Source organism: Streptomyces sp. NPDC048018 (assembly GCF_043202995.1).
In the GTDB taxonomy this organism is placed as follows: domain Bacteria; phylum Actinomycetota; class Actinomycetes; order Streptomycetales; family Streptomycetaceae; genus Streptomyces.
In genome coordinates this window covers 862,811-885,360 of the sequence record NZ_JBIDBK010000001.1, presented here as the reverse complement: position 1 = coordinate 885,360, position 22,550 = coordinate 862,811, and the positions used below count along the sequence as shown (strand labels likewise).

24 protein-coding genes and 2 pseudogenes are annotated in these 22,550 nt (G+C 74.1%); 17 read left to right on the top strand and 9 right to left on the bottom strand.

Features of this window, described 5'->3' with window-relative positions:
- The first annotated feature begins 11 nt into the window (after positions 1–11).
- The 12 genes from ACGF1Z_RS04055 (at position 12) to ACGF1Z_RS04000 (ending at position 12,323) form a co-directional block, all read left to right on the top strand.
- Positions 12–452, top strand: coding sequence for a phage tail protein (locus ACGF1Z_RS04055; protein WP_121833625.1), 441 nt, complete (start codon positions 12–14; stop codon positions 450–452).
- On the top strand, positions 449–946 hold the full coding sequence (locus tag ACGF1Z_RS04050; protein WP_392999612.1) for a hypothetical protein: 498 nt from the start codon (positions 449–451) through the stop codon (positions 944–946). The genes ACGF1Z_RS04055 and ACGF1Z_RS04050 overlap by 4 nt, the downstream gene beginning before the upstream one ends.
- Positions 943–1,101, top strand: coding sequence for a DUF6760 family protein (locus tag ACGF1Z_RS04045; RefSeq protein ID WP_163014002.1), 159 nt, complete (start codon positions 943–945; stop codon positions 1,099–1,101). The genes ACGF1Z_RS04050 and ACGF1Z_RS04045 overlap by 4 nt, the downstream gene beginning before the upstream one ends.
- Before the next feature lie 2,722 nt (positions 1,102–3,823).
- Complete coding sequence (locus ACGF1Z_RS04040; protein ID WP_392999610.1) at positions 3,824–4,225, top strand: hypothetical protein; 402 nt, start codon at positions 3,824–3,826, stop codon at positions 4,223–4,225.
- A gap of 29 nt (positions 4,226–4,254) precedes the next feature.
- Positions 4,255–4,680 (top strand): phage tail protein, encoded by a 426-nt coding sequence (locus ACGF1Z_RS04035; protein ID WP_329857183.1) that lies wholly within the window; start codon positions 4,255–4,257, stop codon positions 4,678–4,680.
- 79 nt (positions 4,681–4,759) lie between these two features.
- Positions 4,760–5,473, top strand: a complete 714-nt coding sequence (locus ACGF1Z_RS04030) for a LysM peptidoglycan-binding domain-containing protein (protein WP_392999607.1) — start codon at positions 4,760–4,762, stop codon at positions 5,471–5,473.
- Positions 5,470–7,293 (top strand): VgrG-related protein, encoded by a 1,824-nt coding sequence (locus ACGF1Z_RS04025; RefSeq protein ID WP_392999605.1) that lies wholly within the window; start codon positions 5,470–5,472, stop codon positions 7,291–7,293. Before ACGF1Z_RS04030 ends, ACGF1Z_RS04025 begins: the two co-directional genes overlap by 4 nt.
- 33 nt (positions 7,294–7,326) lie before the next feature.
- Positions 7,327–7,644: a PAAR domain-containing protein gene (locus tag ACGF1Z_RS04020; RefSeq protein ID WP_392205454.1), complete on the top strand. Its 318-nt coding sequence runs from the start codon at positions 7,327–7,329 to the stop codon at positions 7,642–7,644.
- Between the two features lie 97 nt (positions 7,645–7,741).
- Positions 7,742–8,164 (top strand): GPW/gp25 family protein, encoded by a 423-nt coding sequence (locus tag ACGF1Z_RS04015; protein WP_392999603.1) that lies wholly within the window; start codon positions 7,742–7,744, stop codon positions 8,162–8,164.
- Positions 8,164–10,122, top strand: a complete 1,959-nt coding sequence (locus tag ACGF1Z_RS04010) for a putative baseplate assembly protein (RefSeq protein ID WP_392999601.1) — start codon at positions 8,164–8,166, stop codon at positions 10,120–10,122. The genes ACGF1Z_RS04015 and ACGF1Z_RS04010 overlap by 1 nt, the downstream gene beginning before the upstream one ends.
- The gene (locus tag ACGF1Z_RS04005) at positions 10,119–10,688 is read left to right on the top strand and encodes a phage tail protein (RefSeq protein ID WP_392999599.1); all 570 of its coding nucleotides are present in this window, start codon (positions 10,119–10,121) and stop codon (positions 10,686–10,688) included. Before ACGF1Z_RS04010 ends, ACGF1Z_RS04005 begins: the two co-directional genes overlap by 4 nt.
- 1,113 nt (positions 10,689–11,801) lie before the next feature.
- Positions 11,802–12,323: an NADase-type glycan-binding domain-containing protein gene (locus tag ACGF1Z_RS04000; protein WP_392999596.1), complete on the top strand. Its 522-nt coding sequence runs from the start codon at positions 11,802–11,804 to the stop codon at positions 12,321–12,323.
- A 505-nt stretch (positions 12,324–12,828) separates the two neighbouring features.
- On the opposite strand, the gene ACGF1Z_RS03995 is transcribed toward ACGF1Z_RS04000, so the two are convergent.
- The 6 genes and pseudogenes from ACGF1Z_RS03995 to ACGF1Z_RS03970 form a co-directional block, all read right to left on the bottom strand.
- Positions 12,829–13,062, bottom strand: coding sequence for a hypothetical protein (locus ACGF1Z_RS03995; protein ID WP_393000357.1), 234 nt, complete (start codon positions 13,060–13,062; stop codon positions 12,829–12,831).
- 25 nt (positions 13,063–13,087) lie between these two features.
- Positions 13,088–13,249, bottom strand: a pseudogene (locus tag ACGF1Z_RS03990) (DNA-binding response regulator); the annotation flags it as partial.
- A 94-nt stretch (positions 13,250–13,343) separates the two neighbouring features.
- Complete coding sequence (locus ACGF1Z_RS03985) at positions 13,344–13,742, bottom strand: DUF302 domain-containing protein (protein WP_392999594.1); 399 nt, start codon at positions 13,740–13,742, stop codon at positions 13,344–13,346.
- A 190-nt stretch (positions 13,743–13,932) separates the two neighbouring features.
- Entirely contained in the window at positions 13,933–14,661 is a 729-nt protein-coding gene (locus ACGF1Z_RS03980) for an FAD:protein FMN transferase (protein WP_393000308.1), read from the bottom strand.
- 46 nt (positions 14,662–14,707) lie between these two features.
- Entirely contained in the window at positions 14,708–15,124 is a 417-nt protein-coding gene (locus ACGF1Z_RS03975; protein ID WP_392999592.1) for an FMN-binding protein, read from the bottom strand.
- Positions 15,125–15,179: 55 nt separating this feature from the next.
- Complete coding sequence (locus ACGF1Z_RS03970; RefSeq protein WP_392999590.1) at positions 15,180–16,550, bottom strand: ferric reductase-like transmembrane domain-containing protein; 1,371 nt, start codon at positions 16,548–16,550, stop codon at positions 15,180–15,182.
- Between the two features lie 230 nt (positions 16,551–16,780).
- Between ACGF1Z_RS03970 and ACGF1Z_RS03965 the strand changes: the two genes are divergently transcribed.
- From ACGF1Z_RS03965 to ACGF1Z_RS03955, 3 genes are all read left to right on the top strand, one after another.
- The gene (locus ACGF1Z_RS03965; RefSeq protein WP_392999588.1) at positions 16,781–17,518 is read left to right on the top strand and encodes a response regulator transcription factor; all 738 of its coding nucleotides are present in this window, start codon (positions 16,781–16,783) and stop codon (positions 17,516–17,518) included.
- Complete coding sequence (locus ACGF1Z_RS03960; protein ID WP_392999586.1) at positions 17,515–19,017, top strand: sensor histidine kinase; 1,503 nt, start codon at positions 17,515–17,517, stop codon at positions 19,015–19,017. The genes ACGF1Z_RS03965 and ACGF1Z_RS03960 overlap by 4 nt, the downstream gene beginning before the upstream one ends.
- A 178-nt stretch (positions 19,018–19,195) precedes the next feature.
- On the top strand, positions 19,196–19,414 hold the full coding sequence (locus tag ACGF1Z_RS03955; protein WP_393000306.1) for a molybdopterin dinucleotide binding domain-containing protein: 219 nt from the start codon (positions 19,196–19,198) through the stop codon (positions 19,412–19,414).
- Between the two features lie 29 nt (positions 19,415–19,443).
- Here the strand turns inward: ACGF1Z_RS03955 and ACGF1Z_RS03950 are convergent, their stop codons facing one another.
- From ACGF1Z_RS03950 to ACGF1Z_RS03940, 3 genes are all read right to left on the bottom strand, one after another.
- Entirely contained in the window at positions 19,444–20,301 is an 858-nt protein-coding gene (locus ACGF1Z_RS03950) for a universal stress protein (protein ID WP_392999584.1), read from the bottom strand.
- Positions 20,298–20,978 carry a CBS domain-containing protein gene (locus ACGF1Z_RS03945; protein ID WP_392999582.1) on the bottom strand — a complete coding sequence of 227 codons (681 nt, stop codon included), beginning with the start codon at positions 20,976–20,978 and terminating at the stop codon, positions 20,298–20,300. The genes ACGF1Z_RS03950 and ACGF1Z_RS03945 overlap by 4 nt, the downstream gene beginning before the upstream one ends.
- Positions 20,979–21,111: 133 nt before the next feature.
- Positions 21,112–21,789 carry a CBS domain-containing protein gene (locus ACGF1Z_RS03940; protein WP_392999580.1) on the bottom strand — a complete coding sequence of 226 codons (678 nt, stop codon included), beginning with the start codon at positions 21,787–21,789 and terminating at the stop codon, positions 21,112–21,114.
- 200 nt (positions 21,790–21,989) lie between these two features.
- Between ACGF1Z_RS03940 and ACGF1Z_RS03935 the strand changes: the two genes are divergently transcribed.
- Entirely contained in the window at positions 21,990–22,253 is a 264-nt protein-coding gene (locus ACGF1Z_RS03935) for a DUF1918 domain-containing protein (RefSeq protein ID WP_392999578.1), read from the top strand.
- A 204-nt stretch (positions 22,254–22,457) separates the two neighbouring features.
- A pseudogene (locus tag ACGF1Z_RS03930) lies at positions 22,458–22,529 on the top strand (hypothetical protein); the annotation flags it as partial.
- Positions 22,530–22,550 lie beyond the last annotated feature (21 nt).

Genomic DNA, 22,550 nt, shown 5'->3' with positions numbered 1-22,550 from the left:
GACAGACAGACATGGCAACGGGCGATGCACTCTCCACCCACGTCTTCGGCGTGCAGCTCGGCGGATACCTCGTGGAGTCCATCCAGGAGATCAGCGGCTTCACCGTCGAAGAGGACGTCGTAGAGGTCAAGCAGGTCACCGCCGAGGGCAAGCAGATCATCCGCAAGCAGCCGGGCGCCCGGCAGGCCGGCGAGATCACGATCACCCGCGGACTCGACCAGAGCAGCGAGTTCACCAAGTGGATCAAGGAGACCCTGAACAACGGGGCCGTCAACTCCGCTCGGCAGAACCTGACCATCGAGATCAAGGACACCGAGGGCAACACGGTGCGCCGCATCCAGCTCATGCAGGGCTGGGCGTCCAAGTGGGAGGGCCCGTCGCTGAAGGCGGGCGAGTCCTCCCCGGCCACCGAGTCCGTCACGATCGTGTTCGAGGAGATCGTCGTCGAATGAGGCGCCGCACCGTGACGGCGGGCAACCTGGAGGAGATCCTCCAGCTGACGGAGCCCGACCGGGCGCCGGAGCAGCAGGCCCCGGCCCCCGCCCCGCAGCCCCCGCCGCGCCAGGAGGGCGACGGGCTGCGCACGGAGTTCGAGTTCGAACTCCCGCGCGGATACGTGGACGAGGCGGGTACGGTGCACCGGCACGGCGCCATGCGCCTGGCCACCGCCCGCGACGAGCTGCGACCCCAGATCGACCTGCGGGTCAAGGAGAACCCGGCCTATCTCAGCGTGGTCCTGCTGAGCCAGGTGGTCACCCGGCTCGGCGGCATCACCGACGTGCACGCCGGGATCGTCGAGCGGATGTACGCCACCGACGTGGCGTTCCTCCAGGACTTCTACCGCCGCGTCAACAGCGAGGGCCACACCCGCGCGGCGGTCACCTGCCCGCACTGCGAGGGCGGCTTCGAGGTCGACCTCTCGGGTGGGCGCCTGGGGGAATCGTGACGTACGCCCTTCCCCGCCTCCGGGAGGAGATCGCGTACATCGCCTACCACTTCCACTGGCAGCGCGAGGAGATCCTCGACCTCACCCACGGCGAACGACAGCAGTGGGTGGCCGAGATAGCCCGCATCAACACCCGCATGAACGAAGGCGGCTGAGCACATGGCATGGCGGGACAGGCTGCGCCGCGGCGGTGCGGCCGGCCGCACGGGCGCCGGGCCGGGCACGTCGGGCGGCTCCGGCGGGCCCGGCCCGTCCGGGGGTGCCACCGGCGCGGGTGCGTCCGGGGGCTCCGGCGGTCCGGGTGCGTCCCGTGGCGCCGCCGGTTCGGGTCTGTCCCGGGAGCCCGGCGTGCCCGGGGGCTCCGGTGTGTCCGGCGGCGCCCCGGATCCTTCTGCCGTGCCCGGCGACTGGGACGGCGGCTGGCGGCGTACCGCACCGCCGCTCCTGACCCTCTCCCGCGCGCCCCTGGGCGTGAGCGACGGTCTCGCCTTCCGCTCCGGCCTCGCCGCCTGGCAGAACCCGTCCTTCGACAGCGGCATGGGCCACGCCCTGCTGCCCACGGCCCCGACCGGTCTGGTGCACGGGGCGACCCGCCCGGCCACGCCCCGCTCCACCGACTCCGGCGGGGGGCCGCTGCTGCTCCGCGCGGTCCGCGCGGGCGGAACTCCCGAGCCCCTGCACGCCCCTGACGCGCCGGACTCCGCCGCGGCGGCCCGTCCGTCGTCCGGTGGGCGCGGCACGGCGACCTCCTCGTCCTCCGGTGGTACGCGCGGCACCGCCGCTCCCTCCGGAGGCCGGAGCGTGAGCGGTCGTCCGCCGAGCCGTGACCTGTCCGTCACCACGTCCCCGGCGGTGCTCTCCGCACCGGAGCCGGCCGCCGTCCAGCGGGCCGCAGCCTCCGTCGACGAGGGAGGCACCTCCGCCACGGCCCCTGTTCCACTGATCCGACGGGTGGCGGTGCTCCCCGTCGCCCCGCGCACCCGCGAGGCGTTCGCCCCCCGGCCCGCGACGGGCCCGGCACGGACGACCCCGACAGAGACGGGCGCGGCCCGGGAGGGCTCGCCCCGGATGAGGGGCGAGGCCCGGGGGAGTACGGGACGGGAGGGCGCCGCGTCGAACGGGGCACGGGTCGCGCCCGGCGGTGCCCCGCCGGGACCCTCTTCCCCGCCCGTCGTCCGGACCCGACCGGTCGGGGCCCGGCTGACGGTCGCCCGCCGTGTGCCGGGCAGCGCCCGCCCGGTGCCCGCGCTCCGGCCCGCCGCCCCGGCGGCACCCCAGGGCAGTACGACGGCGGCCACGGACGCCCGGCCCGCCACCGCTCCCGGCCGCGCCGAACCGACCGGGACCGCGGCCCCCGACCCGGCAGCGCCGAGCCCCGCCGTCCGGCGCGCCGCCGCCCGGACGGTCCTGGGCGCTCCCTTGACCGAACTGCCGTCGACCGCGAGCACCACCCCGACGACCGGCACCCCTTCCCCCGCGCCGGGCGGGGGAGGAACACGGGGCCCGGGGCTCCCCATCGTCCAGCGACAGGCTGAGGGCACCCCCCGGGACATGTCCGGCGTCTCCGCCTCCGACCCGGTGCCCCCGGGCCGCTCGGGAGCGCGGGCGCGCGGCGGCCTGGGCGCACCCCTGTCCGCGATGCCGTCCAGCGCGACCCCGCCCGCCGGTTCCCCAGCGTCCGGCGCCCGACCCGGCCTCCCTGCGCCCGGCCCCGGTGTCCAGCGCGCCCCGGCCTCGCCCGCCGGGGAACGGCCCTCGCCCGCTGCGCCCCGCCCGGATGCCTCCGCACCCGGGGCCCCGTTGCTGGGGGCCACCGACGTGCAGCGCCGCATCACGGACCACCCGGCGTCCCCGGGTGCCGGCCGAACGGACCGCGCGCCGGGCGGCGCCCCCGTCGTACGCACTCCGGGCTCCGCCGCGCCGCCCTCCGGGGGTGCTCCGCAACTCGCCGCGAGCCGCGAGGCCGTAGGGCCCCACACGGCCCCCGGCGGCTCCGGCTCCACCGCTCCCGTTCCGGTCGTCGTGGCCCGCGTCGTATCCGGACCGGGTACGAACGCCCCCGGCGCGGCGCCCGGGTCCGGCGGCGACCGGCCGGGGACGGCCGGACCGGCGCCCACCCCAGGGCCCGCGAGCACCACCGGATCGAAGCCGACCACCGGGCGTCAGGCGGGCCCCGGTCCGAAGCCGGGCACCGCCGCGCAGACGGCCGCCGGACCGTCGGGGACCGTCCGGGTCTCCGATACTCCGGGGCCCGGTCCGCGCCCCACCTCCGGCTCCGCGTCCCGGGTCGGGGCCGGCGGCGGGCGTCCGGCGTTCGCCCCGTACCTCGGGAGCCCGGCGAACGGGCCTGTTCCGGTGGCGCGGCGTACCCTCGCGCTGCTCCCGGCCCGCCCCCTCACGCTCAGCACCGGGGCCGCCGAGGGCCCGGCCCCGTCCGCCGCGTCCCGCGCGGTCAGTGGCCCTCCCGTGGTGGCGGCGCGCTGGAACACGGCGCAGGACACCCCGGGCGGCCCCGCCCACGCGTCGCCCCCCGGCGGCGGTGGCGCCTCGGCGCCCGTACAGCGAGCCGCGTCGGCATCCGTACGGGGAGCCGGAGCCGCGCCCGTACAGCGAGCCGCGTCGCCCTCTCGGGGTCTCCCGGCGTCCGGCGCCGTACCTCCCCCGTCCACCCGCTGGGACACGCCGGGGCCCTTCGCCGTGCCGACCGTCCAGCGCGCCGCCACCGCCCCCGGGTCATGGCACGCCGACGGGGCAGCGGCGGCGGGCGCGCCGGCCGTCGGGGCACGGGTCCCTGTCGTCACGCTCGCTCCGCCAGGCGGAGGCGCGTCCGCCGCCCCGGCCCACTCCCTCCCGGTCGCGCCGCCGCAGGCTCCTCCCGTGGCGCACGGCCCGTCCGCTCCGGGGACGCCCGCGCCCGGCGCGCCCGTCCCCGTGGTGCGGCCCCGCAGCGTGCCTGCGGCGGCCCCCTCGTCGGGTGGCGGCGCGACGCCCCGGATCCAGCGCGCCGTGCCGGACACCGGCAGGAGCGCGTCCGCCACCCCGGCCGTTCCGGTGAAGGAGGTCCCCGCGCGCGGGAAGCAGGCGTCGTCCTCCGCACCGGCCGCCGCCGGCCGGAGCACGGCCCGGAACACCGGGCGCGACGCCGAGCCGGCGCAGGACCCCGGTCTCGACCTGGACGACCTCGCGCGACGGCTGCTCGACCCGATGGCCCGCCTGCTGCGCACCGAACTGCGGCGCGGCCGGGAGCGCTCGGGCCGCCCCTTCGACGGACGCCGCTGAGCGCACGGCATGGAACGGATGACGGATCAATGACGGACAACATCTTCGCGAGCAGCGTGTTCTTCAGGCTCGCGATCGGCGGCAACGACCTGGGCGCCTTCCACACCTGCTCCGGCATGGGCGCCGAAGTGGAGATGGAGAGCTACGCGGAGGGCGGCAACAACGGCTTCACCTGGCAGCTGCCCGGCCGCGTGAGCTGGTCGAACATCACCCTGACCCGGCCGGTCACCGCCGACACCGCGAAGATCGCCCGCTGGCTCGACGAGACACTGAAGCGCGTGGAGCCCAAGGATGGCGAGATCGTCGCCCTCCGGCCCGACCTGAGCCGGATCATCAGCTGGCAGGTCTTCGGGATCGTCCCGGTGCGCTGGCAGGGCCCGTCCTTCGACCCCAGCAGTTCGCAGGCGGCGGTGGAGACGCTGGAGATCGCCCACGAGGGACTCCGCCCCTCCTGACGCCCCCGCCCGCCTCCTGCCGGCCGTCCGCCGTCCGGCACCCCTCAGTTCCCCTGTCCCACCGGAAAGGACCCCCGTCATGTCCCCAGCGTCCCGAGCCAGTCGGGCCAGGGCCCAGCTCACGCTGAAGGAGCCTCCGGCGTCCGTCGGCGCCAAGCCCGGCGGGACGCTGGCACGGCTGAACCTCCAGTTCAACCCGTCCACCCTGGAACTGCGCAAGACCACCGAGTGGCGGCGCTCCCCGTCCCGGATGGCGGAGGAGTCCTCCCTGCCCGAGTTCGTCGGCAGCGGCCCGCGCGAGCTCAGCCTCGAAGTGTTCCTGGACGCCACCGCCACCCACGACAACTCCGTGGAGCAGGCGGTGGAGAAGCTGATGAAGGCGTGCGTGCCGACCAAGGCCAGCCTGGGGCGCAAGAAGCCCGCCAGCCCCTGGGTCCGGTTCGAGTGGGGCAGCGCGCGCACCACGTCGTTCGACGGCGTGCTCTCCAACCTGTCGGTGTCGTACACGCTGTTCGACGTGGACGGAAAGCCGCTGCGCGCCACCTGCCGCCTGTCCATCGAGGAGGCGAGCGTCGGCCCCGCCGGACAGAACCCGACGTCCGGCTCGCGCACCGGCCGCAGCACGCACGTCGTCGTGGCCGGCGACAGCCTGGCCCTGCTGGCCTGGCGGGAGTACGGCGACGCGACGGCCTGGCGGGTCATCGCGGAGGCCAACGACATCGACGACCCGATGGCGCTCGTGCCCGGCACCGAACTCGTCGTACCGGCGCTGACCGACGAGGAGGAGCGGTGAGCGGCGGGGAGCGCGACGGCCGGTCGTTCGCCGCGGACCCGATCGTCGAGACGCCCGGCGAACTGCCGCCGGTCTGGGCGGCCCAGCTGGTGAGCTGCGTGATCGACGAGAACGTGGGGCTGCCGGACGCGGCGGTGCTCACCTACCGCGACCCCGACCACGAGTTCCTGGGCAAGACCGGCATCACCATCGGCACCCCGCTCCGGGTCTCCGTGGTCACCGTGACCGGGCAGGCCCGCGAGCGGCTGTTCAACGGCGAGGTCACGGCTCTGGAGGCGGACCGGGACCGCACCGGTTCGTTCACCGTGCTCCGTGCCTACTCCAAGGCGCACCGGCTCCAGCGCGGCCGGAAGGTGGTGGCGTACCGGAACATGACGGCGGCGGCCATCGTCCGCAAGGTGGCCGCCGGGGCCGGCCTGGCCTGCGGCACCGTCGAGGCCGCGCCCGTCACCTACCAGCAGCTGTCCCAGGCGAACGTCTCCGACTGGGAATTCCTCCAGTACCTGGCCGCCGAGAGCGGCGCGCTGGTGCGCGTCGACGACAAGGGGCTGCTCCAGTTCGCCAAGCCCCGGAAGGCGTCCGGGGCGCCCTCGCCGACCACCTCGGCGGCCCGCGATCCGCTGGTCCTGGAGTACGGGCGCAACCTGCTGGCGCTGCGGGCCTCCCTGTCGACGGCGGACGGGGCGCAGCAGGTGGAGGTGCGCGGCTGGGACGTCACCACCAAGCGGCCGCTGGTGGCCCGGCAGCCCTCGGTCGACAGCGACACGGTCGTGCCGGGCCTGAGCCCGGCGCTCGCCGCCCGGTTCGGCAAGGCGTCCAAGCTCACCGTCACCGACACCCCGTACCGAACCCAGGCCGAGACGAAGGCGGTCGCGGACGCGGTCGCCGGGCAGGTCAGCGCCGGTTTCGGCGAGCTGGAGGCGCTGGTCGAGGGCAATCCGCTGCTGCGCGCGGGCAAGCCCGTGGCGCTCGGGAACGTCGGAGGGGCGTTTTCCGGCAAGTACACGGCCACCGCCGTGCAGCACGTCCTGGAACCGCACGGCGGCTACCGCACGACGGTGTGGGTGAGCGCCAGCCCCGACCGCTCCCTGACCGGACTGGTCACCGGCGCCAACGCGCCGTCCCGGGGGCCGCGCATGCCGGGCCTGGCGATCGGCGTGGTGACGGACGTCCGCGAGACCGGCGGCGCCGAGAGCGGCTCGGTGCGGCTGCGGTTCCCGTGGCTGGACGACACCTACGTCACCGACTGGGTCCGTACGGTGCAGTGGGGCGGCAAGGGCGGCGGCGGAGTGGTGAGCCCCGAGGTCAACGACGAGGTCCTCGTCGGCTTCGAACAGGGCCTGCTCGACAGCCCGTACGTCATCGGCGGGCTCTACAACGGCGTGGACAGGCCCTCGCCGCACGACGTGCCTCTCATCGACAAGACCACCGGCAAGGTCAACCGCCGTTCCCTGGTGTCCCGTTCCGGCCACCGGGTGGAACTGCTCGACGCGCGGGCGCCGGGCCGCTCCGGAGTGCGGCTGATGTCCGCCGACGAACGCCTGGAGGTCTTTCTCGACGACCGCCGGGACCGGATCGAGCTGACCGTGTACCAGGGGAGGAGCCGGCAGGTTCTCAGCTCCGTCGTCCTCGACAAGAAGGGCATCACCGTGGACGCGGGGCGCGGCGACGTGAACGTGTCGGGGCGCAACGTCGCCATCAACGGCCGGGTCGGGGTGAAGATCGGCGGCCGCACGGTGGACGTCTCCGGCGTCTCCGGCGTCACCGTCGACGGAGGCCTGCTCGCCACCCTCAAGGCCAAGCTCATCCGCATCAACTGACCTTCCGCAGAAAGCTCGTGAAAGGAGCTCCGCATGCCCGCCGCCGCCCGTACCGGCGACCCCACCGACCACGGCGGGGTCGTTGCCACCCCGCCGCCCGCCGTCGCGAGGGCGGTGGCGACCGTGCTCATCGGCGGCCGTCCCGCCGCCGTCACCGGCAGCCTGCACACCTGCGTGGTGCCGCCGCACGCCGCCACCGGACCGGCCAACGTGATCCTGCCGAACCCGGCCGGGCTCGCCGGCCGGCAGGTCCTCATCGGCGGTCTCCCGGCCGCGCGAGCCCGCGACAGGACGGCCTGCGGCGCGATGATCCTCACCGGGGCGCCCAACGTGCTGATCGGGGGCGTGTGATGGCGGGCGCCGAGCGGCGGCCGGCCCGCGATCCCGCGCACGGGTCCCGGGAGGGCACGAGACCGGCCGCCGCGCACGGCTTCCCGGAGGACGGCCGATGAGCGAACGGTTCATCGGCCGGGGCTGGGGATTCCCCCTGCGCGTCGGACCGACCGGAGGCATCGCCCTCGTCGAACGGGAGCGGGAGATCGAGGAGGCCATCCGCCTGGTCCTCGGCACCGCGCCCGGCGAGCGCCCCATGCGCCCCGAGTTCGGCTGCGGCATCCACGAGTACGTCTTCGCCCCCGGCGACGGCGCCACCGCCGGCCGCGTCGCGCGGCAGGTGCGGGAGGCGCTGGAGCGATGGGAACCGCGGATCACCGTGGACGACGTGGCCGTCGCCTTCGACGCGGTCGAGGACGGCACCCTCTACATCGACGTGCACTACACCCTGCGTTCCACCAACGACCGGCGCAACCTGGTCTTTCCCTTCTACACGATCCCCTCCGAGGAGGGGGCCGAGGAAGCGGGCGCTGACTGATGGCCCTGCCCTCCCCGAACCTGGACGACCGCCGGTTCCAGCAGCTCGTCGACGAGGCGAAGCGGTACGTGCAGCAGCGTGCCCCGGAGTGGACCGACCACAACGTGTCCGACCCGGGCGTCACCCTGATCGAGACGTTCGCCTACCTGGTGGACCAGGTGCTCTACCGGCTCAACCGGGTGCCGGACAAGAACTACCACGCCTTCCTCGACCTGCTCGGCATCCGGCTGTTCCCGCCGACGGCCGCGGCCGCCGACGTCGACTTCTGGCTGTCCGCCCCGCAGCCCGACACGGTCACGCTGCCGCCCGGCACCGAGGTGACCACCGCGGGCGGTGAGACCGACGACGCCGTGGTCTTCGCCACCGCCGGTGAACTGCGCATCCTGCCCAGCGAGCTGACCCGCCTGGTGACCGCGTGGCGGAGCGGCGAGCAGCACGACAGGACCGGCATGCTCGCCGACGGCCTCGACATCCCCTGCTTCCAGGCCACGCCGGAACCCGGCGACGCGCTGCTCTTCGGGCTGCCCACGGCCGTACCCCGCTGCATCGTCGCCGTACGCCTCGACAGCCGCGTCGAAGGCGTCGGTGTCGACCCGCGCCAGCCCCCGCTCGTGTGGGAGGCGTGGAACGGCGGCGGCTGGGAGGCCTGCGAGACCGGCGACGACACCACCGGTGGCCTCAACCGGCCCGGCGAGGTCGTCGTGCACGTGCCCGCCGGACACGTCGCGTCCGTGATCGGCGGGACCCGGGCCGGTTGGCTGCGCTGCCGGGTCACCGAGCCGGAACCGGGCCAGCCGTTCTACTCCGAGTCCCCGACGGTCCGCGAGGCGGAGGTCTTCACCGTCGGCGGCACCATGTCCGCCGAGCACGCGGAAACGGTCACCGACGTGCCGCTCGGCACCTCCGAGGGCGTCGCCGGACAGACCTTCCGGCTCGGCCGGCCGCCCGTCCTCCTCGACGCCGGACCGCCCGTGGTGGAGGTGTCCTCCGAGGAGGGCTGGCAGCGCTGGGAGGTCGTCGAGCACTTCGGCCGCTCCCGTCCCACAGACCTGCACGTCCGGGTGGACGCCACCACCGGCGAGTTCGCGTTCCCCCCGGCCCTGCGGGAGCCGGACGGCACCCTGCGGCAGTGCGGGGCCGTCCCGCCCAAGGGCGAGCGGATCCGGGTCGCCCGCTACCGCACCGGCGGCGGCCCTGCGGGCAACGTCGCCCGGGGCGCGATCTCCGTCCTGCTCAGCTCCGTGCCGTACGTCGCCCGGGTCGGCAACCGGGAGGCGGCGCGAGGCGGGGTCGCGGGCGAGAGCGTGCACAACGCCCGGCTGCGCGCCCCCGAGGCGCTGCGCATGCAGGACCGCGCGGTGACCGCCGAGGACTACGAGATCATCAGCCGCCAGGCCGCGCCCTCGGTGCGCCGGGTTCGCTGCCTGCCGGCCGCCGACACGGCGGGCGCGGTCCGGGTGCTGGTGGTCCCGGACGCCGTCGCCGACGAGGGCGACGACCGGCTCCGCTTCGAGCAGCTCATCCCTGGCGAGCAGGTCCTCTCGGCGATCACCGCGAGTCTCGACGAACGGCGCCTGATCGGCACCCGCCTCGTGGTGGAGCCGCCGGTCTACCAGGGAGTCACCGTCGTCGCCCGCCTGTCCACCGCCCCGGGCGACACGGACGCGGTCCGCACCGCCGCCCTGGACGCCCTGTTCCGCCACTTCAACCCGCTGACCGGCGGTCCGGACGGTACCGGATGGCCGTTCGGACGGCCCGTCCAGTACGGCGAGGTCTTCGGTGTCCTGCAGCGCGCCACGGGCGACGCGCTGGTCGAGGAGATCCGGCTCTTCCCGGCCGACCCGGTCACCGGCCGGCGCGGCGCCCCGGCGGACCGCATCGACGTCGGTCCCGGCGCCCTGGTCTTCTCCTACCAGCACCAGGTGGTCGTGTCCCCCCGGGAAGGGGAGGAACGATGAGCCGCGCCGCGATCCCCGGGCTGCCCAGCCGACACCCCATCGGGGAGCAGCTGCCCGCCCTCTACGCCGACGACGACCTCGCACAGCGCCTCACCGCCGGTCTCGACACGGTCCTCGCCCCGGTCTTCTCCACCCTCGACAACCTGCCCTCCTACCTCGACCCCCGGCTGGCGCCGCCGGACTTCCTGGTGTGGCTGGCGTCCTGGGTCGGCGCCGCCGACGATCCGCGCCGACCCATGGAACTGCGCCGCGAGGCCGTCGCGCGCGCGGTGGAACTGCACCGGTGGCGCGGTACGAAGCGGGGGCTGGCCGAGGCCCTGCGGCTCGCCCTGGACGTGCGCACCGAGATCGTCGGCGACGGCGACGCGGTCTGGTCCGACACCGCGGGCTCCGACCTCCCGCCGGAGCCCGACGCCGAACTGCTCGTACGGGTCGCTCCCGAGGGCGCGCGGGCCGGGCGGGTGGACGTGGACCGGGTCCACGACGTCGTACGGGCGATGTGCCCGGTCCACGTGGCGTTCCGGGTGGAGGTCCTCACCGGCCCGCCCGCCGAGGAAGGGAACTGACGCATGCGCGCGTGTCCTGCGTGCGGGGCCGCCAACGACCCCGCCGACGACTTCTGCGGCAACTGCGGCGCGTACCTGGGCTGGTCGAACGAGCCCGCGCGCCCCACGACGAGGGGAGGTACGGAGCCGGGCGAGGACGCCGTACCGCCGGGCGGGAGGGCGTCGTCCGGGGGAGCGGGCGAAGCCTCTTCCTCCCCGTCCCGGACGGCCCCGGTGACCGCGCCCGCGCCGACGGTGACGACCCGCGCCCTCGAGCCGGGGACCGCGGGAGGGGCCGACGGCGCGGGCCCGGCCGTCCGGGGCGGCACCCCGGCGCCCGCGGACCCGCCTGCCGTGGCCGCGTCGACCAGCCCCCCGGCACCGGACGCCCCGGCACCGGACGCCCCGGCACCGCAAGCCTCCGCACCGGACGTCGCCATACCGGACCTCCCGGCTCCGCGCCCACCGGCTCCAGACATCCCGCAACCGGAGACCCCGGCGTCCGTCACCGAGTCGGCCCGTGCCCGAGCGGTCAACAGGACCCGGGCGGCCCTCAGCCAGGTGGCCCAGAACCGGATCACCCGGGCCAGGGCGAACCAGCCCGTGGACGAGGGAACCCCGGACGCCTCGCCGTCCGGCCCCGAGGGCACCGTGCGCCCCACCGGCCCGGCTCCGGCGTCCGAGGCGGCTCCCCCATCCGGCCCGGCTCGCACGCCCGATCCTGCCCCGGCTGCCGACCCGGGGACGCGACCCGGCTCGGACACGGGCTCGGGTCCGGCGACGGCCCCCCGTCGGCCGAGCGCTCCTGCCGTGCCGCCCCGGCGCCCCTCCTCTCCGATCGGCCCGCGCACGCCCGTCGGCCCCGCGCCCGCCGGCGACCCGATCCTGCCCGTGCTCCCGGCGAAGGCCGTGGCCCCGCGTCCGGTCGTGCGCCCGGCAGCGGTGGAGGACGAGGGGAGCGGATTCCCCTGCCCGGCGTGCGGCGCGCCCAACCGGCCGGACCGGCGCTTCTGCCGGCGCTGCGCAGCGGAGTTGCGACCCGCGCCGAAGGCTGCGCCGTTGCCGTGGTGGCGTACCGTGTGGCCGTTCCGGCGCCGGGTGCGGGCGGGTTCGGGGAAGAGCACACGTTTCGTCGTGATCCTCCTGGCCGTGCTCGCGCTGTGCGCCGCCGGGTTCTTCCTGATGCCCGCAGGCCGGAACCTGATCGAGGACACCCGGGACAAGCTGGGCAAGGCCACGGCCATCACGCCCGAGAGGACCGAGGGGAGCGGCGAGCTTGCCGGGCACCCCGTGACGAACACCACGGACGGCATCAACAACAAGTACTGGGCGGCCCCCGGAGCGGGTGCCTCGGTGACGTACACGTTCCGCAAGCCGTTCCGGATGGTCGACCTGATCATTACCAACGGCGCGTCCAAGTCTCCCGAGGAGTACGCCCGTCAGGGGCGTGCCCTGCAGATCGACATGGAGGTGACGGCGGCGGACGGCACGCGTCAGGTCAGGGAACTCACGCTGAGAGACAAGGCGGGCCCGCAGACGATCCAGACCGGGATCAGCGACGTGAAGACGGTTCGTCTGACGCTCCGTTCTCCCGTCGGCCTGGCCCCGGAAAGCCATCTCGCACTGGCGGAGGTGGAGTTCTTCCAGAGGAGCTGAGCTGACGTCGCACCGTCCGTACGCGTCGGATCGGCGCACCGGGACGGTGCGGGGGAGAGGGCTTCGGGTGGCGGACCCGACGCCTGGTGGTGCGGAAGGCCCAGCACGTCGGGTGCGTCGCGATCCTTGAGCCTGCTGAAAAGGGCCTGACGCGAGCGGTGGGCGCCCGCCTCGGGCGCCGTCCGGGTGGCGGCGAGGTACGCAAGCATGTGCGCCGCCTCGGACAGGCCGCAGGCCTCCCGGGGCAGAGCGACCAGCCCGCCCGCACCGGGTGCGGCACCCAAATAAGGACCACAGGTGTCAGGGCGGCGCGCTACGACCAGCCCGGCTGGAGTGGCCCGGCGGTGAGGAACGCGGTGAGCACCACGGGTACGGCGGTCGCGGCCACGGCGGCCGTCAGGCGCCCGGCGACATGCCCACGGTGGCGGTGAGGAGGACAGGGCGAGGGTGCCGCCCGCACGGCTCGCGTACCAGGGAGGGCTGCCGGTCAGTGCCAGGGGAGTCGTCATCGCGCGCCTCCGGGGTCCGGCTTCCGCGAGCGGGGCGGTGCGGGCGCGTGCGAGTCGGACGGCCAGCCGCCGAGGCGTACGATCCTGCCGTCGAGGGAGGTCAGCCGGGCCGGCAGGGCGCTGCTGAGCAGCCAGTCCGGCGCCCGTTCGCCCAGCACGATCGCCGCCGTGCTGACGGCGTTGGCGTCCACAGCACTCGGCAGGACCGAACGGCTTGACCAGGTAGTCATCGGCACCCTCGTCCAGGGCCACCACCCGGTCCGCCTCCTCACCCCGCGCTGTCACGGCGATGATCTCGTCGTCTGAACGCTCCCGCACCCACCGGCACACCGCCGCACCGTCGATGTCCGGATGCCCCAGCTCCAGCAGGACGACATCGGGCGTGAACGCTGCCAGGGCCGCCCGCCCGGTCCCCACACTCGCGGCCTTGTATCCGGCTTGTCGCAGACCGCGCCCAAGGACTCTGCGATGCCCCGGTCATGCTCCACGACCAGTACGGCAGCCCGACAGCTCACGTACTGCCTTCTGCGACGTTGGCGAGTGCGGTGTCGAGGCGTCGTGCCGCCTCGTCGGCGACGGGGGCCATGGCGTCGACGCCGGTGAGGGTGACCATGGTGGCGGGGTCGATCGCCTGGACGGTCACCTGGTCGCCGTCGGTGCGGACCACGACGTTGCAGGGCAGCAGCAGCCCGATCGAGCGGTCGGCGTCCAGGGCCTGACGGGCGAGTGGGGGGTTGCACGCTCCGAGGATCAGGTACGGCTCCATGTCGTGGCCGAGTTTCGCCTTGAGAGTGGCCTGGACGTCGATCTCGGTCAGGATGCCGAAGCCCTGGTCGGCGAGGGCGCGGCGGACGGCCTCCACCGTCTCGTCGAAGGTTCCGGCGACCTTGACGGTGCGGTCGTACGGCATGGTCTTCACCTCACTGTTCGGACGGCGACCGCCTCGCCATGCGGGCGACCCGGTCGTCGTGCCGCTGACGGTCGGCGCAGCGTGGGCCGAGGACAACATGATGTCCCGACGCATCCGTCCGGGGGCGGACGACAGGCATTGAGGGGCCGTCGGAAATCCTTCGGTCGGGTCTCGTGGTGACGCCCAGCCCCTACCCAAGCGGGGCGAGGGGGAAGTCCGAGGACGCCCGGACTTCCCCGTCCGCAGCGACGGTGAGGAGGGCGTACCCCGGCAAAGCGGTGATCCACCGATGGGCCTCGCGAGCCCCCAGGACCATCGCCGCCGTCGCGTAGACGTCGGCCCACAGCAGTTCCGGGCCCGTCACGGTCGCCCCCAGCAGCCCTGTGGCCGGGCTCAGGGTGCGCGGGTCGATGATGTGCGCGCCGCGCTCGGTCGTGCCCGAGGTGGCGACCGCGACGTCTCGCCCCGCCACCACCGCCAGCAGCCGCCCCGACACCCGGGGGTCGGCGATCCCGATGCGCCAGGTGCCCCCGGGTCCCGGGGCGCCGCCGACCCGCACGTCGCCGCCCGCGTTCACGCACACGTCGGTGGCGCCCGCCTCCCGCAGCACCCGCCAGGCCCGCTCGGCGGCCCAGCCCTTCACCAGACCGCACGGATCGGGCCGGCCGTCCGCCCAGGCGTCGAAGGCGCCCCGGGTACGGCTGTGCGCGAGGTCGCACAGCTCCAGCACGCGCCGTACGGCGGGAGTGGTGTCCGCCCGGCCCGACTCGCCCCGTCGCAGTCGGCTCACGGCGCTGTCCGGCAGAAACGGGGAGAACTCCCGGTCGACCTCGTGCAGCAGCGCCACGGCCTTGCCCAGCGCGGTCCGCAGCTCCGGCGTCCGCCGGTGGCGCAGGGCGAAGGAGACCACGGTGCCCATCACTGGTTCGGCGTGCCGCCAAGGGGCCGTCCCGGGCGCGGTCCGGTCATCCATGGGCCTGGTCAAGCGCGCTCTGCAGCGATTGGATGTAGCCCTCGCTCGTGTACGTGGCACCCGACACCGTGTCGATGTGGGCGCTCTGCGCGGTCAGGGCTTCGCCGGTGAGCGTCGGCACCGCGTAGCCGGCGATCTCCCGGTCGCGTTCGTTCTCCGACGGCATCCGGACCGCTGTGACGTCGGTGAGCCGTCCGTCGGCGATCGTGACGCGCACCTGCACCGGTCCGTACCGGGTGTCGACGACGTCCCCGGTGTACGTGCCGGAGGCCGGGGTGCCCGGTGTCGTGCCGACGGAACCGGGCACCCCGGCCTCCGCCGAGGCGCCGGCCGGCTGGTGCGGTTTCAGGGCGAGCAGGGAGCACACTCCGGCCACGGTGACCGCGGTGGAGAGCAGAAGACGGCGCATGGGGGCCTCCTCAGGGCCGGTGGGCGGGGTGTGTTTCGGGTCGACCCCGGCAGGTTCACCACGTGAACGATTCGGAGTGGATCCGGTGGGCGGGCACCCCCGCCTCGCGCAGCGCCGCCTCCGCCGCCGCGGTCCAGCCGGGCGGCCCGCACAGGAAGCAGGCGCGCCCCGCCACGTCCGGGACGAGGCCGCGCAGCGTGGCGGCGTCCAGCGGCAGGCGGTAGCCCGTCGGGTGGCTCACGGAGTAGTGGGCGCGCGCGCCTCGGTGGGCCGCGATCGCGTCGATCTCGTGGCGGAGCACCAGATCCTCGGGCCGTCGTGCCCAGTGGATCAGCACCGGGTCCCTCGGCAGCGTCTCGAACAGCACCCGCAGCGGGGTGATGCCCACCCCGGCTGCGAGCAGCAGCGCGGGCCGTCCCGCCGCGCGGTCCGGGGTGAGGGCGCCGTACGGGCCCTCGGCCCACACCCGGGTGCCGGGACGGACAGTGGCGAGCGCCGCGCTGTGGCCGCCCAGTGCCTTCACGGTGATGCGCAGGCTGCGTCCGTCGGGGACGGCGGACACCGAGTACGGCGACGCGGTCCACCACAGCCCCGGTGCCAGGAACCGCCAGCGGAAGAACTGCCCGGGCCGGACGGTGAGTTCATTCATGCGATCGCCGGTGACCAGCACCGACACCACGTCGGGGGCTTCCCGCCGGATGCCCGCGACCCGCAGTCCGTGTCGCCGCGAAAGCCGCACCGGCGTGAGCATCCGGAACCAGACGATCAGCGCGGCGGCCCCCGCGTACAGCACGTACCAGGCGGCTCGCACGGCCGGCCGGTCGAAGTCCGCACCGTTCGTGATCTGGTGCCCGAAGGCGAGGAAGACCGCCGCGTACGTGAGGAGGTGCAGGTAGTACCAGGTCTCGTGGCTCAACCGGCGGCGTGCGGCACGCGCCGAGACCACCGCCGTGAGCAGCAGGAGCAGCAACGCGGCCGTCGTCTTGAGCATGTCCGGGTAGTGCAGGACCACCCGGACTCCCTCGGTGACCGGATCCGTCCGGCCGGTGAGTGCGTAGCCTTCGACGATCAGCACCGCGTGGGCCAGTGTCAGCCCGATGGTGTAGCGGCCCGCCGCCGCGTGCCAGCGCGTCATCCGGTCGGTGCCCAGCGTGCGGTCCAGGAGCGGCACCCGTGCCATGAGGACGACCAGCACCGCGCAGGCGTACCCCGCGAGCAGGCCGGTGATCCGGCCCGCGCCGGTGAACCAGCCCGCAGGCCCCACCACCGAGGCGGTGTCCACCCACCACAGGGCGAGCACCGCCGTGGCACCGGCCCAGATCACCGCCTGGACCGCAATCACCGCGACGGTCGCGGACCCGGGGGCGGCCCGGCCGGCGCGACGCCGGCCTCCCGGCCGCACCGTCCCTGCGACTTCCGTGCTCATCTCTCCCTCGCCTTCGATCCCGTGGCCCGGCAGGGCGCCAGGGCCTCGCCCACTGTGGTCCGTGATCCTGTGAGAAGCCTCTGAACCAGACCCCGTACGGAGCGGTCCGCCGGCCCAGGACCAGCGCCGGACCCGACGGGGCACGGCCGGACGGTGAGAATCAGTTCAGAGGAGACTCAGAGGTGAGAGCGGGCCGCCGGCCCCGCGCCGTCCGGCATCCTGGAAGGACCATGAACCCATCGCCGCGTACCGAGGTGCTGCGCCCCGACGGCACCCGGCCCAGGGTGCTGGTCGTCGACGACGAGCAGGATCTCACCGAGGTGCTGGCCGCAGCCCTGCGCGCCGAAGGCTGGGAGGTGCGCACCGCGGGAACGGCCGCCGAGGCGACCGCGGCCGCCGAGGACTTCGGCCCGGACGCGGTGGTCCTGGACTGGATGCTGCCGGACCACGACGGCCCGCACGTGCTGGCCCGACTGCGCGCCGCCCGTCCCACCTTGTGCGTCCTCTTTCTCACGGCGCGCGACGCCGTCGAGGACCGGATCGCCGGGATCACGGCCGGCGCCGACGACTACGTCACCAAGCCGTTCAGCCTCGAGGAGGTACTGGCCCGGCTCCGGGGGCTGCTGCGCCGGGCCGGGCTCGCGGAGGCCGCACAGGGCGGTGGACCTCGGCTTGTCCTCGCCGACCTCGTCATGGACGAGGAGGGCTACGAGGTCGCCCGCGGCGGCGTCCCCGTCGACCTCTCCCGCACCGAGTTCGAGCTGCTGCGCTACCTCATGCGCAATCCGCACCGCGTGCTGTCCAAGCGGCAGATCCTGGACCACGTCTGGCGGTACGACTTCGGCGGCCGCGCCCACGTCGTCGAGCTCTACATCAGTTACCTCCGCAAGAAGATCGACGCCGGCCGCCCGCCGCTCATCCACACCGTGCGCGGCGTCGGCTACGTGCTGCGCCCCGAGCGCCGATGACCCCGCAGCGCCCGTCACGCGCCCGTGGACGGCGCGTACGCCCCAGCCTGCCGCACTCCCTTCGAGCCCGGCTGACCACGGGGCTCGTCGTGCTTCTCGCCCTCGCCTGCGGCATCGTCGGCCTGGTCACCGTGCTCGCCCTGCGCAGCTTCCTGGTCAACCGTCTCGACCAGCAGATCGTGGCGAGCGGCGGTCGGTTCGCCGTCAGCCTCGAACACGAGGACCGGCCCGACGCCGACGGCCGGGGTGACACCCGGGGGCAGGCCGACGGGACTCTCGGCGCCCGGCTGCTGCGGGGCCGGATCGCACAGGCCGCCGTGGTGCGCGGCACCAGCGACGTCACGGTGCCATTGACCGCCGATGACGCGCGGGCGCTTGCCGCCGTGCCCGCAGATGCGCGGCCCCGTACCGTGCGCCTCGCGTCCCTGGGGACGTACCGTGTCGCCGCCTGGAGCGGCGACGACGGCGACGTCCTGCTGTCGGGACTGCCCCTGCACCCCGTCGAGGAGACGGTGGAGAGGCTCGCGGTCGTGGAGACGGTCGTGTTCGCGATCGTCCTCACCGCGGCCGGGGTGATCACCGCGGTCTGGACCCGGTTCTCTCTGCGCTCCCTCGAACGCCTGGCCGTGACCGCCGACGAGGTGACCCGACTTCCGCTCGCTGCGGGGCAGGTCGCCATGCCGCCGCCGCTGCCCGGCACCCGGCCAGACACCGAGGTGGGCCGGCTCACCGGTGCGTTCAACCGGATGCTCGGCCATGTCGGCGACGCCCTGGACCGCCGCCACGTCGTCGAGGAACGGCTGCGCACCTTCGCCGCCGATGCCGGACACGAGCTGCGCACTCCCGTGTCCACGGTGCGGGCCCGCGCCGAACTCGCCCTGCGCCATCACGGGGACACCGTGCCCGACGAGGTCCGGCACGCGCTCGAACGCATCGATGCCGAGTCCCGCCGCATGAGCCTTTTGGTGGACGAACTGCTGCTGCTCGCCCGGCTGGACGCGGGACGTAGCCTGCGCCGGGACGCCGTGGACCTGACCCACGTGGTCCTCGACAGCGTGGCGGACGCGACCGCTCGGCACCCCGGACACCTGTGGGAGCTGGACCTTCCCGAGGAACCCGTCCACGTCACCGGCGACGGCGACCGCCTCCACCAGGTCCTCGGCAACCTCCTCGCGAACGCCGGCCGGCACACCCCGGCCGGTACCCGAGTCGTCGTCGGCCTCGCTGTCGACGCAGAGAGGGTGATCCTCACCGTCACGGACGACGGTCCCGGCATCCCCGCCGAGCTGCTGTCCGGCGTCTTCCACCGGTTCACCCGGGGCGACTCCTCACGCTCCCGCGCGATGGGCTCGACCGGGCTCGGCCTCGCCATCGTGGACGCCGTGACCCGCGCCCACGACGGCCGGGCGACGGTCAGCAGTCGACCCGGCCACACCCGCTTCACCGTGAGGTTGCCGGCGCGGCGTGACGACGACGGCACCTCAGGTGGCGAAGCCTAGGTGTTCTGTCCCGGGAGGTTGTGGACGGGTGATGCAGGTCTCGGCTGGGGGATCTTGAACGGGTGAGGGCCTTCCGGGTTCGGCGTGGATTGCGCCATCTCCACCGAACGATCAGAAGGCCCTCATGCCCCACCGTAATGCACCCCTGACCGAGACCCGGACGCCTGCGCCTGGCCCGCTGCGTGGTCGAGGACGGCTGGCCCCTGCGCCGGGCGGACTGGCGCGCCTCGTCGCCCGCTTCGGGGCGGAACTCGCTCGCGGGGAGGTCTTCTGCGCGTTCCACTTCCCGGCCAGCGGCGTCAACTCGCTCACCTCCGAGCACGCCGACACCGTGACCTCGTGTCCGGAGTACAAGGTCACGGCGGTACGGCTGCGGCCCGCAGGGGCCGACGCCTGAACCGGCGGCGACAGAGACCCGCCAGGAGCTCAGTCGTGTGGCACGAGGGCCACAGGCGCCGGGCTGTGGTGCAGTACCGCGTGGGCCACGCTGCCGATATGAGCGCCCAGCGCCGAATGCCGCGTGCGCCGACCCACCACCACCAGCGAAGCCTTCCTGGCGGCCGCCACCAGTTCGGGCCCTGCTGATCCCACCGCCGCGCGGGCTGTTGCCTCGACGTCGGGGTACTTCGCCCGCCAGGGGTCCAGCAGGCCCTCCAGCGAAGTTCTGATCTCCGGAACCAGGGAGAGCCTGAAATCCGGAACCATGGCGGGCCCCATCCCCGCGTGCAGCGGAAGTTGCTGCACATAGACGACGAGCACCTGGCTGTGCCGGCGCGCGGCTTCCTCGAAGGCGAAGCCCAGCACCGCGTCGACGGGCTGTCGCGCGTCGGCCCCCACCACCACCGGTCCGCGTGGCGTGAGTGCCGTGCCGGCGGCCCGTACCAGGACGACCGGCTGCTCCACGGCACCGGCGATCGTCAGACCGACCGAACCGAGCAGGTATCCGGCCACGCTGCCCAGCGCCCGCGAGCCGAGGACCAGGAGATCGCTCTCCCGGGCCGCGGCGACAAGACCCGGTACCGGTCCCTCGGCCAGCAGTCGCGTGGTCACCGAGAGGCCGGGATGGCGCCGGCCCAGGTCGGTCGCGGTGCGTGTCACCATCTCCTGGGCCCACGCCTCCTCGTCCTCCCCCGCCACGAAGGGCAGAACGGATTCCGGCACGGGCTCGCTCGCGTGCACCAGCTCCAGGCCCGTGCCGCGCAGCAGCGCCTCCTCCGCCGCCCACTCCGCGGCGGCGCGTGCTTGTTCCGTGCCGTCCAGGCCGACCAGGACGTTCCGCGTCATGATCGTCCACCTCCTCGTTCGGTGTCGTCGATGTCGTACGTAAGACGGGTGCTGGAGACCGAGACGACGCCGTCGACCGTCGCGCACATGCGCTCGATCGCCGGGATCATGCCCCGGAAGGGCAGTCTGCCGCTGAGCTCCACCCGTCCGTCGTGGACCTCGACGGCGAGGGCGGTCGGTCCGAGGCGGAGCGTGTGACCGAGCACGTCCTCGACGATCTCCCGGCGGATCTCGTCGTCCTGGCGGAGGAAGATGCCCACGAGGTCGCGACGGCTCACGATGCCCACCATCCGGTCCTCGTCGTCGACGACGACGAGCCGTTTGACCCCTTGCACCTCCATCAGCCGGGCCGCCTCCGCCACCGTCCAGTCGGGCCGGGCGCACACGGCGGGCGCGGACATCAGTTCCTCGGCGCGCGTGCCCTGGGCCTTCGCCCGCTCCCACGCCTCAAGGTCCGGAACGGCCGGCAGGTCGCCAGGTGTGGCGGCCTGGTCGGCGGTCTTGCGCAGCAGGTCCCCTTCCGACACCACCCCGAGCACCCGGCCACCTCCGTCCACCACGGGAACAGCGGTCACCTGGTGCTGTGAGAGCGTGCGGGCGATCTCCTTGAAGGGGGTGTCGCCGTGGAGACTCACCACCTCCCGGGTCATCAGCTCGCCGATCGTGCGATGACGCATCACCCTCTCCTTCCCCGCGCGGACGCATGTGCCCCGCCCACCAGTCGGGCGGCCGAGCCGCCCCAACGGTCGAGGGAGAACGTGGCCCGGGCACTGTCGCAGTCAGGGACGACGGGTTCCACACACAGGGCGTTCATCGCCGTGCCTCCCCGTCGAGGACGAGGTTGTCGTTGGCGTACTCGATCGATTCGTGCAGGGCGACGACTCCGTCGACCGAGCGGCACAGCCGCACGATCACGCGGATGTCGGCGCGTTCGTCGACCCGGCCGGTCAGCTTGACGACTCCGTCGTCGACGGTCACCCGGACCGTGTCAGGGGCGAGGCGAAGCGTGTCGTACAGGACGTCGTGCTCGATCTCGTCGCGGATCGCATCGTCACTGCGCAGGAACGGCCTGAGCAGGTCGCTGCGGCTGACGATCCCGACCAGCCGACCGGTCTCATCGGCCACGGGAAGCCGTTTCACTTCCTTCTGCTGCATCGTCCGAGCCGTCTCGACGAGGTTCCAGTTCGCCTGCGCCGTGACGGCCGGCGAGGACATCAGCTCGGCAGCCGTCTCCGCATCGGAGAGCCCTCCCTCGCGAGACAGTAGTCCGACGCCCGCCCAGCGGCCCTCCAGGTCGGGAAGTTCGGCGGTGGCCCGCAGCAGGTCGGCCTCCGAGACCACGCCGAGCAGGCGACGGTCGGCGTCGACGACGGGGACCGCCGAGACGTCGTTCTCGGCGAAGAGACGGGCGATCTCCTTGAACGGGGTCTCTGGGGCGGCGGTGACCACGTCGTGGGTCATCACCTCGAAAACCGTGCGGTGCTGCATGACGGTCCTCCTTCACGGGGCGCGACGGCCCCGATAGATATCACCCTGCTGCGTGAAACACCGCCGGGGCAGTGCCGAATGGTCCCCATTCGGGACTCTTGGCCCCTATGGCGGTCCGCCCATCGGGACGCACGGTGGATGACGAGAGCGCGCCGGTCTCGGGAGTACCGGGGCCGGGCGCGGGCCGGGAGGCGAGAACCATGACCGCGACCGAAGCACGACAAGGTCAGGAGAGGCTTCGCGCCGGGCTCTGGGCCCGCGTCGGCGACCGGCTCATCGTGGGAGGTTCCACGGTCGGGGACGAGGGGCGCGACGGTGAGATCGTCGGGCTGCACCACGAGGACGGCACTCCGCCCTTCGACGTCCGGTGGTCGGACACGGGCCGGGTCACTCTGGTGTTCCCGGGCCCGGACGCGCGGGTCCAGCACTTTCCTTCGCATGTCAGGAAGGGCGAAGGTCGCTGAGCGGCCCTGGTCCCACTGCACGGTCGTGAACGCAGCCGCGCCGTCCACCACGCGGGGCACGGCCCTGGTTGGGCGCAGGGCCGGTTCGCCGCCCGCCGGGGACGACGACCGTCGAACGGGGCACGTCCGAGCCCTGACCCGCCACGTCGGCGCGGTGCGACCGTGGCAGCAGGCCACCACACCTTCCGGAAGGCGGTGGGCACCATGGAATCGCCCCTGGTGGTTGGAGTCGACGGGTCCGACGCCAGTCTCACGGCCCTGGGCTGGGCGGTCGACGAGGCGGTACGGCACGCGCTT

Bases quoted from the DNA above. Each gene is read 5' to 3' on its own strand.
- ACGF1Z_RS04055 (WP_121833625.1), top strand. From the start codon at position 12: ATGGCAACGGGCGATGCACTCTCCACCCACGTCTTCGGCGTGCAGCTC.
- ACGF1Z_RS04050 (WP_392999612.1), top strand. From the start codon at position 449: ATGAGGCGCCGCACCGTGACGGCGGGCAACCTGGAGGAGATCCTCCAG.
- ACGF1Z_RS04035 (WP_329857183.1), top strand. From the start codon at position 4,255: ATGACGGACAACATCTTCGCGAGCAGCGTGTTCTTCAGGCTCGCGATC.
- ACGF1Z_RS04030 (WP_392999607.1), top strand. From the start codon at position 4,760: ATGTCCCCAGCGTCCCGAGCCAGTCGGGCCAGGGCCCAGCTCACGCTG.
- ACGF1Z_RS04020 (WP_392205454.1), top strand. From the start codon at position 7,327: ATGCCCGCCGCCGCCCGTACCGGCGACCCCACCGACCACGGCGGGGTC.
- ACGF1Z_RS04015 (WP_392999603.1), top strand. From the start codon at position 7,742: ATGAGCGAACGGTTCATCGGCCGGGGCTGGGGATTCCCCCTGCGCGTC.
- ACGF1Z_RS04010 (WP_392999601.1), top strand. From the start codon at position 8,164: ATGGCCCTGCCCTCCCCGAACCTGGACGACCGCCGGTTCCAGCAGCTC.
- ACGF1Z_RS04005 (WP_392999599.1), top strand. From the start codon at position 10,119: ATGAGCCGCGCCGCGATCCCCGGGCTGCCCAGCCGACACCCCATCGGG.
- ACGF1Z_RS03995 (WP_393000357.1), bottom strand. From the start codon at position 13,062: ATGACTACCTGGTCAAGCCGTTCGGTCCTGCCGAGTGCTGTGGACGCC.
- ACGF1Z_RS03985 (WP_392999594.1), bottom strand. From the start codon at position 13,742: ATGCCGTACGACCGCACCGTCAAGGTCGCCGGAACCTTCGACGAGACG.
- ACGF1Z_RS03980 (WP_393000308.1), bottom strand. From the start codon at position 14,661: ATGGGCACCGTGGTCTCCTTCGCCCTGCGCCACCGGCGGACGCCGGAG.
- ACGF1Z_RS03975 (WP_392999592.1), bottom strand. From the start codon at position 15,124: ATGCGCCGTCTTCTGCTCTCCACCGCGGTCACCGTGGCCGGAGTGTGC.
- ACGF1Z_RS03970 (WP_392999590.1), bottom strand. From the start codon at position 16,550: ATGAGCACGGAAGTCGCAGGGACGGTGCGGCCGGGAGGCCGGCGTCGC.
- ACGF1Z_RS03965 (WP_392999588.1), top strand. From the start codon at position 16,781: ATGAACCCATCGCCGCGTACCGAGGTGCTGCGCCCCGACGGCACCCGG.
- ACGF1Z_RS03960 (WP_392999586.1), top strand. From the start codon at position 17,515: ATGACCCCGCAGCGCCCGTCACGCGCCCGTGGACGGCGCGTACGCCCC.
- ACGF1Z_RS03950 (WP_392999584.1), bottom strand. From the start codon at position 20,301: ATGACGCGGAACGTCCTGGTCGGCCTGGACGGCACGGAACAAGCACGC.
- ACGF1Z_RS03945 (WP_392999582.1), bottom strand. From the start codon at position 20,978: ATGCGTCATCGCACGATCGGCGAGCTGATGACCCGGGAGGTGGTGAGT.
- ACGF1Z_RS03940 (WP_392999580.1), bottom strand. From the start codon at position 21,789: ATGCAGCACCGCACGGTTTTCGAGGTGATGACCCACGACGTGGTCACC.
- ACGF1Z_RS03935 (WP_392999578.1), top strand. From the start codon at position 21,990: ATGACCGCGACCGAAGCACGACAAGGTCAGGAGAGGCTTCGCGCCGGG.